The 12068-nt window shown below is 66.1% G+C and carries 10 protein-coding genes and 2 tRNA genes; 10 read left to right on the forward strand and 2 right to left on the reverse strand.

Annotated elements, in window-relative coordinates:
• Positions 1-31: 31 nt before the first annotated feature.
• The 3 genes from metG (at position 32) to MRBLMD1_RS05080 (ending at position 3950) form a co-directional block, all read left to right on the forward strand.
• Entirely contained in the window at positions 32-1588 is a 1557-nt protein-coding gene (gene metG / locus MRBLMD1_RS05070; RefSeq protein ID WP_364397878.1) for a methionine--tRNA ligase, read from the forward strand.
• 93 nt (positions 1589-1681) lie between these two features.
• A complete protein-coding gene (locus tag MRBLMD1_RS05075; protein ID WP_159631702.1) occupies positions 1682-2734 on the forward strand; it encodes a 3-isopropylmalate dehydrogenase in 1053 nt (350 codons plus the stop codon).
• 103 nt (positions 2735-2837) lie between these two features.
• Entirely contained in the window at positions 2838-3950 is a 1113-nt protein-coding gene (locus MRBLMD1_RS05080) for a branched-chain amino acid aminotransferase (RefSeq protein WP_364397881.1), read from the forward strand.
• Between the two features lie 82 nt (positions 3951-4032).
• Here MRBLMD1_RS05080 and MRBLMD1_RS05085 read toward each other — a convergent pair whose 3' ends face one another.
• Positions 4033-4626 carry a hypothetical protein gene (locus tag MRBLMD1_RS05085; protein ID WP_364397883.1) on the reverse strand — a complete coding sequence of 198 codons (594 nt, stop codon included), beginning with the start codon at positions 4624-4626 and terminating at the stop codon, positions 4033-4035.
• A gap of 133 nt (positions 4627-4759) precedes the next feature.
• On the opposite strand from MRBLMD1_RS05085, the gene MRBLMD1_RS05090 reads away from it, so the two are divergent.
• From MRBLMD1_RS05090 to MRBLMD1_RS05105, 4 genes are read left to right on the forward strand one after another with little or no spacing between them, the layout of a single operon-like run.
• A complete protein-coding gene (locus MRBLMD1_RS05090; protein ID WP_364397885.1) occupies positions 4760-5578 on the forward strand; it encodes an MBL fold metallo-hydrolase in 819 nt (272 codons plus the stop codon).
• Positions 5579-5588: 10 nt separating this feature from the next.
• Positions 5589-6365 (forward strand): fumarylacetoacetate hydrolase family protein, encoded by a 777-nt coding sequence (locus tag MRBLMD1_RS05095; protein WP_364397887.1) that lies wholly within the window; start codon positions 5589-5591, stop codon positions 6363-6365.
• Positions 6366-6422: 57 nt separating this feature from the next.
• On the forward strand, positions 6423-7937 hold the full coding sequence (gene gltX / locus MRBLMD1_RS05100; protein ID WP_364397889.1) for a glutamate--tRNA ligase: 1515 nt from the start codon (positions 6423-6425) through the stop codon (positions 7935-7937).
• Positions 7937-8674 (forward strand): HAD family hydrolase, encoded by a 738-nt coding sequence (locus MRBLMD1_RS05105; RefSeq protein ID WP_275181301.1) that lies wholly within the window; start codon positions 7937-7939, stop codon positions 8672-8674. The genes gltX and MRBLMD1_RS05105 overlap by 1 nt, the downstream gene beginning before the upstream one ends.
• A 73-nt stretch (positions 8675-8747) precedes the next feature.
• Here MRBLMD1_RS05105 and MRBLMD1_RS05110 read toward each other — a convergent pair whose 3' ends face one another.
• Entirely contained in the window at positions 8748-10232 is a 1485-nt protein-coding gene (locus MRBLMD1_RS05110; protein ID WP_364397892.1) for a hypothetical protein, read from the reverse strand.
• A gap of 384 nt (positions 10233-10616) precedes the next feature.
• Between MRBLMD1_RS05110 and MRBLMD1_RS05115 the strand changes: the two genes are divergently transcribed.
• The 3 genes from MRBLMD1_RS05115 (at position 10617) to MRBLMD1_RS05125 (ending at position 12063) form a co-directional block, all read left to right on the forward strand.
• Positions 10617-10688 (forward strand) — tRNA-Gln (locus tag MRBLMD1_RS05115).
• Positions 10689-10816: 128 nt separating this feature from the next.
• Positions 10817-10892: transfer RNA gene (locus tag MRBLMD1_RS05120), tRNA-Glu, on the forward strand.
• Between the two features lie 118 nt (positions 10893-11010).
• Positions 11011-12063 (forward strand): acyltransferase family protein, encoded by a 1053-nt coding sequence (locus MRBLMD1_RS05125; RefSeq protein ID WP_364397894.1) that lies wholly within the window; start codon positions 11011-11013, stop codon positions 12061-12063.
• Positions 12064-12068: the final 5 nt, after the last annotated feature.

Raw genomic sequence — 12068 nt, forward strand, 5'->3', positions numbered from 1 at the left:
CCCTTACGCACCGAAGGTAACCGTCCGCACCGTGACTGCTCCAGAGAAAACGCCGTTCTACATCACCACGGCCATCACCTACCCCAACGGCGCGCCGCACATCGGGCATGCCTACGAGTACATTGCCACCGACGCCATGGCCCGCTTCAAGCGGCTGGACGGCTTTGACGTGATGTTCCTGACCGGCACCGACGAGCACGGCATGAAGATTGCCCAGACGGCGGAGAAGGAAGGCATCACCCCCAAGGAACTGGTGGACCGGAACGTTGCGGTCTACAAGGGCGCGCACTCCGCCCTGGGCATCAGCTACGACCGGTTCATCCGCACCACGGACACCGACCACTACGCTGCCTCGCAGGCCATCTGGAAGAAGATGGAAGCCAACGGCGACATCTACCTCGACAAGTACGAGGGCTGGTACTCCGTCCGGGACGAGGCCTTCTACGCCGAGGATGAGACGGTGGTGAAGGACGACGGCGTGCGCTACTCGAAAGAGACGGACACCGAGGTCACGTGGACGGCGGAGGAGAGCTACTTCTTCCGGCTCTCCGCTTACCAGGACAAGCTGCTGGCCCTCTACGAATCCCACCCGGAGTTCGGCGCACCCCAGTACCGGTTCAACGAGGTCATCAGCTTCGTCAAGCGCGGCCTGGAGGACCTGTCCATCAGCCGGACCACCTTCGACTGGGGCGTTCCCGTCCCGGGCAACGACAAGCACGTCATGTACGTCTGGGTGGACGCGCTGACGAACTACCTGACCGGCGTGGGGTACCCGGACGTGGACTCGGAGAAGTTCCGGAAGTACTGGCCCGCCGATGTCCACATCATCGGCAAGGACATTTCCCGGTTCCACGCCATCTACTGGCCCGCCTTCCTGATGAGCGCCGGGCTGGAACTGCCCAAGCGCGTCATGATCCACGGCTTCCTGCACAACAACGGGGTCAAGATGTCCAAGTCCCTGGGCAACGTGGTGGCACCGGCGGACTTCGTTGCCCGCTACGGCCTGGACCAGGTGCGGTTCTTCTTCCTGCGCGAGGTGCCCTTCGGCGCGGACGGCAGCTACAACCACGAGGCCATCGTGGGCCGCATGAACGCGGACCTGGCCAACAACTTCGGCAACCTGGCCCAGCGCTCCCTGTCCATGGTGGCGAAAAACTGCGGGGCCGCCGTTCCCACGCCCGGAGCGTTCACAGCGGAGGACAACGCGATCCTCGCCCAGGCGAACGGTTTGCTGGAAGCCGCCCGCGCCGCCTTCGACAAGCAGGAGTTCAGCCGCGCGCTGGAGGCCATCTGGGGCGTGCTGCACCACACCAACGCCTACTTCGCCGAGCAGGCGCCCTGGGTGCTGCGGAAGACCGACGTCGAACGCATGAACACCGTGCTGTACGTGACGCTGGAGGTCCTGCGGATCGTGGCGGTCCTGGCCCAGCCGGTCATGCCCGACGCAACGGCCAAGCTCCTGGATGCCCTCGGCCAGCCGGAAGGCGACGCCAGGCAGTTCGCGGCGATCCCAACCCCGATCGTGCCCGGTACGGCGCTGCCCGCTCCCACCCCGGTGTTCCCCAAGTTCGAGGAACCCGCGGAGTAGGTTCCTTCCTCCGCGGGCTTCCGGCGGATGCGCTCATGTCCAAAAGCTGAGACGTTTTGACCAGCATATGGATGTCTTGGCTACCCTGAAACCATGAGCGCATCCTCCATCGATCTTGCAGTTATTCCCGGCGACGGCATCGGCCCCGAGGTCATTGCCGAGGCCCTCAAAGTCCTGGAAAAGGCTGTGGCGGCGGAGGGCGTGGAGCTCAAGCCGACGCACTATGAGCTCGGTGCCGAGCACTGGCTGGCTACGGGGGAGACCCTGCCGGATGCAGTCCTCGCCGACCTGAAGACCCGCGATGCCATTCTCTTCGGCGCCGTGGGTGCCGCCCCCGGCGACACCCGCATCCCGTCCGGCATCATCGAGCGTGAGTTGCTGCTCAAGCTGCGCTTCAGCCTGGACCACTACGTCAACCTGCGGCCGTCACGGCTCTACGGAACCGTCGGCAGCCCCCTGGCCAACCCCGGCATCATCGACTTCATCGTGGTGCGCGAAGGGACCGAGGGTCCGTACGTGGGCAACGGCGGCACGCTGCGGGCGGGAACCCCGCATGAGGTAGCCACCGAAGTGTCACTGAACACCGCCCACGGCGTGGAGCGCGTGGTCCGCGACGCATTCCGCCGCGCCAGCCTGCGGGAGCGCAAGCACGTCACCCTGGTGCACAAGCACAACGTCCTGGTCTTCGCCGGGCACCTGTGGAAGCGCACCGTCGAAGCCGTGGCCCAGGAATTCCCCGGGGTCACCCACGACTACCTGCACGTGGACGCCGCCACCATCTTCATGGTCACCGACCCGTCCCGCTTCGACGTGATCGTCACGGACAACCTGTTCGGCGACATCATCACCGACCTCGCCGCGGCAGTCACCGGCGGCATCGGGCTGGCAGCCTCCGGCAACATCAACATGGACCGCACCGCGCCGTCCATGTTCGAGCCGGTCCATGGGTCCGCACCGGACATCGCCGGCCAGGGCAAGGCTGACCCCACCGCGGCCATCCTCTCCGCCGCGCTCCTGCTGGACCACCTCGGCTACACCGACGCTGCCCGCAGGATCGAAGCCGCAGTGGTTGCCGACGTCGAAAAGCGCGACGGCACAGCACGCAGCACCAGCGCCGTGGGCGACGCCATCGCCGCCGGCCTGTAGCCCGCGCCGGGGCCGCCGGCATCGGGCGTAAGCTTTACTCGAATCACCAAATGCCGCCTTCCCGTTCAGCGCTGAACCCCGGGCGGCCGATCGTGGAGGAACCATGACTCAGACCGCCCATGGCGTCGAATTCACCCGGCAGCCCTCGGAGAACCCGAAGTCCGCCGAGGAGCGTGCAGCCATCCTGGCAAACCCGGGATTCGGCAACTACTTCACCGACCACACCGCCATCGTCGACTACAGCGTGGACGCGGACGGCAACGGCGGCTGGCACGACGCCCGGATCGAACCCTACGGTCCGATCGTGCTCGACCCGTCCGCCGCGGTCTTCCACTACGGCCAGGAAATTTTCGAAGGGCTCAAGGCCTACCGGCACGCGGACGGCTCCGTCTGGACCTTCCGTCCCGAAGCCAACGCGGCACGCCTGAACAAGTCCGCCCGCCGGCTTGCCCTGCCCGAACTGCCGGCCGAATACTTCCTTGGCGCGATCCGTGAGCTGGTGGCCGTGGACAAGGAATGGGTGCCCTCCGGCGACGGCGAAGCCCTCTACCTGCGGCCCTTCATGATTGCCACCGAGGCTTTCCTGGGTGTCCGGGCAGCCCGTGAAGTGTCCTTCCGCGTGATCGCATCGCCGGCCGGCAACTACTTCGGCGGCGAACTCAAGCCGGTCTCCATCTGGATCTCGCGCCAGTACGCCCGGGCAGGCCGCGGCGGCACCGGTGACGCCAAGTGCGGCGGCAACTACGCTGCCTCCCTGATCGCGCAGCAGGAGGCCGAAGCCAACGGCTGCAAGCAGGTGCTGTTCCTGGACCAGGCCAACGACAACGCCGTGGAAGAGTTGGGCGGCATGAACGTGTTCTTCGTCATGAAGGACGGCTCCCTGGCCACTCCCGCGCTGACCGGCACCATCCTGGAAGGTGTCACCCGCATGTCCGTCATCCAGGTGGCCAAGGACATGGGCCGCGAGGTTGCCGAGCGCAAGATCACCCTGGACGAGTGGCGCGACGGCGTGGCGTCCGGTGAGATCACCGAGGTCTTCGCCTGCGGTACCGCAGCTGTGATCACTCCCATCGGGGTCCTCAAGGACGATACCGAGTTCATCGGTTCCGAGGACGCCAAGGCCGGCGAGGTCACCATGGCCATCCGGGAGAAGCTCCTGGGCATCCAGACCGGCGCCGAGCCGGATACCCACGGCTGGCTCACCCGCCTGGCATAGTTTCAAACTTCAACGTACGACGGCGCCTGCCGGACTTTGGTCCGTCAGGCGCCGTTCTGCGTTTCAGCCGGCGGCGGGTTGGTCAGCGGCGTGCTGCCTTCCGGGCCGCGTTCTTCATGGCTTTGCGGGAGACCGGCTTCAGTGCTTTGCGGGCCGCTTCCTCCGCCAAAGCACGGTTGCGCCGTGCGTCGATAAGGTCGTTCCAGAGGGCCGTGGCAAACACGCCACCGTCCTGGGCGTAGACCTCGTACGGGTAGCCGGCGAAGACGGCGGGGGTCGGGCCGCTGGTGAACAGGTCCTTGTTGGTGGCCTTCGCAACAGCATCGCCCACAGCCCAGGTCCTGGTCAGGTGCCGGGTGAGGTTCTCCTGGACGAAGACGTTGGCATTGCCGGACCGGGCAGCCTGGTCCAGCAGGGATTCCAGGTCCGCGGCAACGATTGCGGCGCCGGCCTGGTCTGCCGGCGCGGAGGCGGCATCCAGTTCCGCGGTGATGCCGGCGACGGCCTCCGACCAGTCCGTGGTTTCACGGAACTTCCGCCACGTCGGGAACCAGACGATGCTGCCCGTGGCGTGGTTGTGGACGTGCAGCAGGCCGGTGGCTTTTTCGGTGGCCGAGTGGTCGTGTCCGTCGGCGTCCGCCTGGGCGAGAAGGTCTGCGAGTGATGCTGTGCTCATGGGCGGGATCCGGCTTCCTGATGGAGATCGTGGTGCTGTCACTGGTGCCAACCCGCAGCCGGCGTCCTCTTATTCCGCCGGCGCGCAGGGGCCACGCTGGGGGAGGGGTGGCCATGGATGCAAGGATGGGTCCGTGACTTTCAATCCCGGCCCGGTCCTGCAGCGGAGCAGCGCACTCACCCAGTTCATCCTTGCCCCCAACCCGGGTCCCATGAGCCTGGACGGCACCAACTCCTACATCCTGCGCGGCCCCGCGCAGTCCGCCGTGGTGGTGGTGGATCCCGGGCCGGAGGATGAAACGCACGTGGCCGCACTGGCCGGCGTGGGCACCGTGGAGCTGATCCTGGTGACCCACCGGCACGCCGACCACACTGCCGGGTCCGCGCGCCTGCACGGGCTCACGGGCGCACCCGTCCGCGCCATGGATGCCAGCCACTGCCATGGAGGGGGAGAACCCCTGGCATCCGGGGAGGTTATCCGGGCGGCGGGGCTTGAGATCGCAGTGATAGCCACACCTGGCCACACCTCCGACTCCGCCTGTTTCCACCTCCCGGCGGACGGGCGGCACGGATCGGTGCTGACGGGGGACACCATCCTTGGCCGGGGGACCACTGTGCTGGATTATCCGGACGGGAAGCTGGGCGATTACCTCGCATCCCTGGACCTGCTCGAGGCCCTGGGACCCCCCACGGTACTGCCTGCGCACGGCCCGGTGCTGCCGTCCCTGGAGTCTGCGGCCCGCGACTACCGGACGCACCGGGAGGAACGGCTGGCGCAAATCCGCGCGGCACTGGCCCGGCTGGGCCGGGACGCAACTGTGGGTGAGGTGGCGGACGCCGTCTATGCCGGCGTCGGACCTTCCGTCCGGCGCGCCGCCGAACTGTCCGTGGCCGCCCAGCTCTCGTACCTGCGCGGCGGCAGGGAAGGGCAGGCGGCGCCGCCGGGACGGTAGGGTAGGAGCCATGCGTATTGCCAGGTTTGTCGTCGATTCCGATCCCCTGTACGGCGTTGTGGAAGGTGCCCCCGGCAGTGAGGAAATCACTGTCATCCACGGCGACCCCTTCTTCAACGGCGTGGAGCGCACCTCCGTGCGCCACAAGCTGGAGGACGTCCGGCTGCTTGCACCCATCATTCCCCGCAGCAAAGTGATCGGTGTGGGACGCAACTTCGTGGAGCACGCCCACGAACTCGGCAACGAGGTCCCCGCCCAGCCGCTGCTGTTCCTGAAGCCCAATACCGCCGTCGTAGGCCCCAATGACCCCGTCGTGCTGCCGGAGTTCTCCGAGGAAGTCTCCTTCGAAGCCGAACTCTGCGTGGTCATTGGCCGCATCTGCAAGGACGTGCCGGAAGACCGCGTGGACGACGTAATTTTCGGGTACACCTGCGGCAACGACCTCACGGCCCGCGACGTCCAGAAAACCGACCTGCAGTGGACCCGCGCCAAAGGCTTCGACACCTCAGCGCCGCTGGGCCCCTGGATCGAAACCGACCTGGACACGGAGGACCTGCAGATCCAGGGCCGCCTGAACGGCGAGGTGCGCCAGGACGGCAGCACCAGCCAGATGATCCGGGGCGTGCGCGAACTGGTCTCCGTGGTGTCCCAGGCGTTCACCCTGCTGCCCGGCGACGTCATCATGACCGGTACCCCTGCCGGCGTGGGGCTGGTCAAGGAGGGCGACCGCTTCGAGGTGGAAATCGCAGGCATCGGCCGGCTGTCCAACCCCATCGTCCGCCGCTAGCACCGGCCCGCAGGGCGGGAGGCGGCATGCGGCCGGGCGGGTAAAGTTGAAGCCACTATGAGTATCGCTTCTTCGTCACCTGCCGCCTCCATTCCCCCCGTTACCGCGGAAACGCCCGTGCGGGTCCGTTTCTGCCCCTCGCCCACGGGCACCCCGCACGTGGGACTGATCCGGACGGCCCTGTTCAACTGGGCCTACGCGCGCCACACCAAGGGCACGCTGGTCTTCCGGATCGAGGACACGGATGCGGCGCGGGACAGCGAGGAAAGCTACCACCAGCTGCTGGATGCGCTGAAGTGGCTGGGCATCGACTGGGACGAGGGCGTGGAGGTGGGCGGCCCGCACCAGCCGTACCGGCAGTCCCAGCGCGGCGACATCTACCAGGACGTCATCAAGCGGCTGCATGAAGGCGGATTCATCTATGAGTCCTTCTCCACCCCTGAAGAGATCGAGGCACGCCATCGCGCCGCCGGCCGCGACCCGAAGCTCGGTTACGACGGCTTTGACCGGCACCTGACCGATGAGCAGCTGGCGCAGTACCGGGCGGAAGGCCGGCAGGCTGTGCTCCGCCTGCGGATGCCGGACGAGGACATCACGTTCACCGACCTGGTCCGGGGCGACATCACCTTCAAGGCCGGGTCGGTCCCCGACTTCGCCGTGGTACGGGCCAACGGTGCGCCGCTGTACACCCTGGTCAACCCCGTGGACGACGCACTGATGGGCATCACGCACGTGCTGCGCGGGGAGGACCTGCTCAGCTCCACGCCCCGGCAGGTTGCCCTGTACCGGGCCCTCTACGCCATCGGTGTTGCCGAGTACATGCCGGAGTTCGGACACCTGCCCTACGTCATGGGCCAGGGCAACAAGAAGCTGTCCAAGCGGGACCCCGAGTCCAGCCTCTTCCTGCACCGCGAGCGGGGCTTCATTCCGGAAGGGCTGCTCAATTACCTGTCCCTGCTGGGCTGGTCCCTCAGCGCAGACGAGGACATCTTCACGGTGGAGCAGCTCGTGGAGCACTTCGACATCCACGACGTCCTGGGCAACCCGGCCCGCTTCGACCTGAAGAAGGCCGAGGCCATCAACGGCACCCACGTCCGGATGCTCGAACCCAAGGTCTTCCGCGACCGGGTGGCGCACTACCTGCGCGAGGCGGGCCTGGTGGGGGAGATCCTGACCGACCGCGAGGAGGAGATCCTCACCGAAGCGGCACCCCTGATCCAGGAGCGCATCACGCTGCTGGGCGAAGCACCCGAGATGCTGGCATTCCTGTTCAAGGCAGACGACGCCGTCGACGTTGCCGATGACGCCCGCAAGGGCCTCCCCGCCAACCTTCCCGAGGTCCTGGACGCCGCCATCGCCGCCCTGGAGCCCGTGGCGGACTGGACGGCGGAGAACATCCAGGCTGCCCTCAAGCAGGCCCTTGTGGAAGACATGGGCATCAAGCCGCGGCTCGCCTTCGGTCCGGTCCGCACGGCGGTTTCCGGCCGCCGCGTGTCGCCGCCCCTGTTCGAGTCCATGGTGATCCTGGGTAAAGAGTCGTCCCTGCGCCGGCTCCAAGCCTTCCGCGGCTGATGACCGCCCCCAGCCAGGCACCCGCCGGCATGTTGCAGACACCATTCGGCGCTGTCCGGGGTGTCCTGTTCGATATCGACGACACCCTGGTGGACCTCGAATATTCAATGACGACCGCCCTGCGCGAGGTCAGTGAACACCTCCTGCCCGGCCTGGACCAGGCCGGATGGGAGCGGTTCGGGCGCATCTTCACGCACGAAACCACGCATTACTACGACCGCTACCTTGCAGGTGAGCTGACGTTCAACGAACAGCGCCTGCTCCGGGGAAGGGCGGCCCTGGGGCACTTCGGCGTGGAACTGGCCGACGGCGAGGAATCACACCAGTGGTTGAGCGCCTACATGGAGAAGCAGCCCGCTTATGTGAAGCCGTTTCCCGATGTGCTGCCCCTGCTCGATGCCCTGGACCAGGCGGGCATCCCGTATGGCGCCGTGAGCAACAACGTCCACGACTACCAGCGGGCCAAGCTGGACGGCGCCGGGCTGGAGCGGATCACCCACCTCGTGGGCACCGACACCCTGGGCGTCGCCAAGCCGCATCCGGCGATGTACCTCGAAGGCGTCAGGCTCCTGGGCACTGGCCCTGCCGAAACGCTGTATGTAGGCGACAATCGCCTGCTGGATGCAGAAGGGTCGACGGCGGCGGGCCTGGTGGGTGTGTGGCTCAACCGTGTGGGGGAGGTCGTGGAGGATTTCGAGGGCGGCATGGTCGCCTCCCTGGACCAGCTGCTGGGATAAGCTTCCGGCCACAGCGGCCGCTGCCCCTTCTTGAGGGGCGGCGGCCGCTGTGTCGGCGAAAGTGCTCCAGGTGTCAGGCCGCAGCTTCCGGCCGGAGGGAACGCCTGCGGAGGACCAGGTAGGCCCCGACGGCGGCAGCCACCAGCAGCGCCACCACCCCAAGTGCGACTGCAGGGTTGTCCAGCCACGACGACGGCGAGACAGCGGCCACCTTCGAGTGCAGCTCCTGCGTGCCGGCCGCTATTTTCGCGTTGCCGTCCGCCAGCTTGCCCGCACCGTCGGCGAGTTTAACCGAGCCGTCGTCCAGCTTGCCGTTGCCGTCCGCGAGCTGGCCTGTTCCGTCGGCGAGCTGGGCGGATCCGGCCTGCAGCTGGCCTGTGCCGCGGCTCAGGGCCACTGTTCCGTCCGACAACGCCTCGGTTCCGGCCAGCAGGCCCGGGTTGGCGGGGTCTTCGCCGCCGTTGATTCCGGCGCTGAGTTTGGTGGTGCCGTCCTGGAGGTTGTTCGCCGCGTAAATCAGCCCGGGGCTGTCCGGGTTGCCGGGGACGCCGTCCATTCCCACCCTGATCTTGGCCGTGCCCTCGGCCAGCATGGAGGTGCCCAGTACCACGCCCGGATTTTGCGGGTCCGTCGCATTGAGCTTTCCGGCCAGCGTGGCGAAGCCTGCCTTCAGCCGGCCGGCCCCTTCATCCAGCTGGGCGGCTCCCGTGGTCAAGCTGCCGGTTCCGGCCTTGAGCTGCCCGGCGCCGTCGTTCAGCTTTGCTGCTCCCGCATCGAGCTGCCCCGCTCCCGCGTAGGCGCGCCGTCCGCCGTCCGCCAACTTGGCGATCTGGTCCTTGATGACGGCCAGGGGAACCAGGCCCTGGGGCCCGTTCGCAGCCGCTTCAAGCTGGTCCAGGCCCTGGCTGAGCGCTGCGAGCCCGTCTCCCTTGGCCGGATCGTTCCCCGCGCCCGGGTAGCCCTTCAGCTGCGCCGTTCCGTTCTTCAGCGCCGCTGTCCCTGCGCTCAAGCTGGTGGCGCCGGCGTCGAGCTGACCGGCGCCTGCGGCGAGCCGGCCCGTGCCCGCCGCCAGCTGTCCCGCACCGTCGGCCAGGTTGTTCGGCGCGTTTCCGGCAGCAGTGGGAGTCAGCGCCGCGGACAGGGCGACGGCGCCGGCCTGAAGCTTTCGGGCGCCGTCATCCACCTGGTAGACGCCGGGGACGAGTTTGTTCAGGACGTCATTCTGCAGTTTGGTGGTGCCGGCATGCAGCTTGTCCACCCCGGGCGCCAGCTGGTCGCGGACTCCGGAGAAGATCTTCCCGGCACCCGCCTGCAGGGCTGCAGCCCCGGTATTAAGCTCGGCGCTTCCGTCCTTGACCTTGACCGAGCCGTCTTTGACCTGGACTGCGCCCTTGTTCGCTGCGCCCGCCCCGGTGGCCAGTTGCCCGGAGCCGTCCTTGAGTTGCGACGCCCCCGCGGCCGCCTGCCCGGCACCGTCCATGAGCTGGGCGGTACCGTTGGAGATCTGGCCGGTGAGGTAGGTGTAGAACGCAAGGAACAGGGTGAGCAAGAGGGACAAAGCGATGATTGCGATGGATTGTGACCGGGGTCTGGGCCTGGCTGCGGCAATGGTTGCTGTGCGGGTTGTCAACGCTGACACTTCCTAACTTCCGCCGGACGACGCTGCCCGGGGGCGAAAAACCGTGGCTGGTAAGGCGTTCCCGTTTTCCTCGTGGGTGCCCCATGAGAGGGGGAAGGGAGATTGTTACTGATGGGTAACTTACTCGAGGGTAACCATATGACCGGAAGGTGGGCAAGGGGTTTGGAGCAAACCGGTTCACTCCGGGTTCCAGGCCGGCCAGCTCTCGATTTGTGCGAGCCGAAAGTCTCGGGTAAAGTAATTTCTCGTGCTGAGGCGCACGGAGCAGGGAAAACGCCCTGAAATCCGGCCCGAAAGTGCCATTGGGATATGGTGTAATTGGCAACACTACGGTTTCTGGTACCGTCATTCTAGGTTCGAGTCCTGGTATCCCAGCTCTGGTTTGAGTGCTGATTTCAGCCGCAAAACAGTAGGTTTCCACTCGGTTCGCCGATTTGAAACCATGGCAAAGTGTGTGAGATACTCACTGAGCTTGAGCAGCGGAAACGCTGCCGGAAGTACACGGCCCCATCGTATAGCGGCCTAGTACGCCGCCCTCTCACGGCGGTAACGCGGGTTCGAATCCCGCTGGGGTCACCATCGGAAATGGTTCCGGGCAACAGCCCGGGACCATTTTTTCGTTTAACTTGCGCATACCCCGCGGTTGCGCTGAGGCTGATCGTCTACGGTGCTTTCATCAGCTGAGGTTGGGGGATGTGTGCTGGGAAATCTCTTTGGTCGCCGTAGGAACTCACTGAACGCGTTGCGGCTGGGTCTTGCGTCTTTGGTGATCGTGTCGCACTCCTGGTGGCTGGGCGCGTACGGACCGGAACCGGCCCCCGGGGGTGTCAAGCTCGGCAGCTGGGCGGTTCTTGGGTTTTTCGGAATCTCCGGGTACCTGATAACACAGAGCAGGATGACTTCAACGGTCAGGACCTATTGGCGTGCCCGCCTCCTTAGGATTTTCCCTGGGCTCGTTGCTTGTATCGCCACCGTCTCGTTTGTGTTCGCGCCCTTGAGCGCCCTAGCGACGGGACGGAGATACGCCTTTTATGATGCCGTGCTGTTCTTCCTATCCAATTTGTCCGCTGGTGCCCCTGGCGTCGCTCTCAGAGGCATCCCTGGTTCCCTGGATGGACTTCCCGATCCGGGGGCCTGGAACGGGCCGTTCTGGACGTTGTTCTGGGAGCTAGTCTGCTATGCCCTCGCTGGCACTGTCTTGGGTGTTCTCCGACCAGAATTGGCCCGAGTTGCTCTACTTGTCCCTTTCTTGGTGGGCTCGGCTTTTGTGTTCACTCTTGACATGGGCTGGGGGCCTGTACGTACGCCACCGGACTGGCCGTTGGTGCCCCTGCTGACGTTTTTGGCGGGCTCGCTAACCTACCTCTACCGGGATCGAATCTCAGCGAGTCAGGTTGCGGTTGGTGCATGCGCGGTGGGTGTCATTGCCATCGGTGGGGCCGGACTTGTGCCGTCACTCATACACATCCCGTTGTGTGTGTTGCTGCTGGCGAGCTCGCTCTACCTTCCCCTGGCCAGTGTCGGCTCACGCTTCGACATCTCCTATGGTGTGTACATTTACGGATGGCCAGTCCAGCAGGTTCTGGCTTCCATGGGGCTGCACACGGCGGTCCCGCCTCTTTTATTCGCCGCAGTCTCACTGCTGTTGGTGTTTCCGGTGGCATGGCTATCTTGCCGATACGTAGAAATGCCGGCACGGGGCTGGTTCCGCCGCTGGAAGGATCCGAGACGAGCTCCTCAACTGGCATGATGTTG

The sequence above is a fragment of the Pseudarthrobacter sp. LMD1-1-1.1 genome (assembly GCF_040676255.1).
GTDB lineage: Bacteria > Actinomycetota > Actinomycetes > Actinomycetales > Micrococcaceae > Arthrobacter.

What these genes read in the sequence shown, in the direction of transcription:
- MRBLMD1_RS05095 (WP_364397887.1), top strand. Translation starts at nt 5,589, where the DNA reads ATGCGTATTGCCAGGTTTGTCGTCGATTCCGATCCCCTGTACGGCGTT.
- gltX (WP_364397889.1), top strand. Translation starts at nt 6,423, where the DNA reads ATGAGTATCGCTTCTTCGTCACCTGCCGCCTCCATTCCCCCCGTTACC.
- MRBLMD1_RS05085 (WP_364397883.1), bottom strand. Translation starts at nt 4,626, where the DNA reads ATGAGCACAGCATCACTCGCAGACCTTCTCGCCCAGGCGGACGCCGAC.
- MRBLMD1_RS05075 (WP_159631702.1), top strand. Translation starts at nt 1,682, where the DNA reads ATGAGCGCATCCTCCATCGATCTTGCAGTTATTCCCGGCGACGGCATC.
- MRBLMD1_RS05105 (WP_275181301.1), top strand. Translation starts at nt 7,937, where the DNA reads ATGACCGCCCCCAGCCAGGCACCCGCCGGCATGTTGCAGACACCATTC.
- MRBLMD1_RS05080 (WP_364397881.1), top strand. Translation starts at nt 2,838, where the DNA reads ATGACTCAGACCGCCCATGGCGTCGAATTCACCCGGCAGCCCTCGGAG.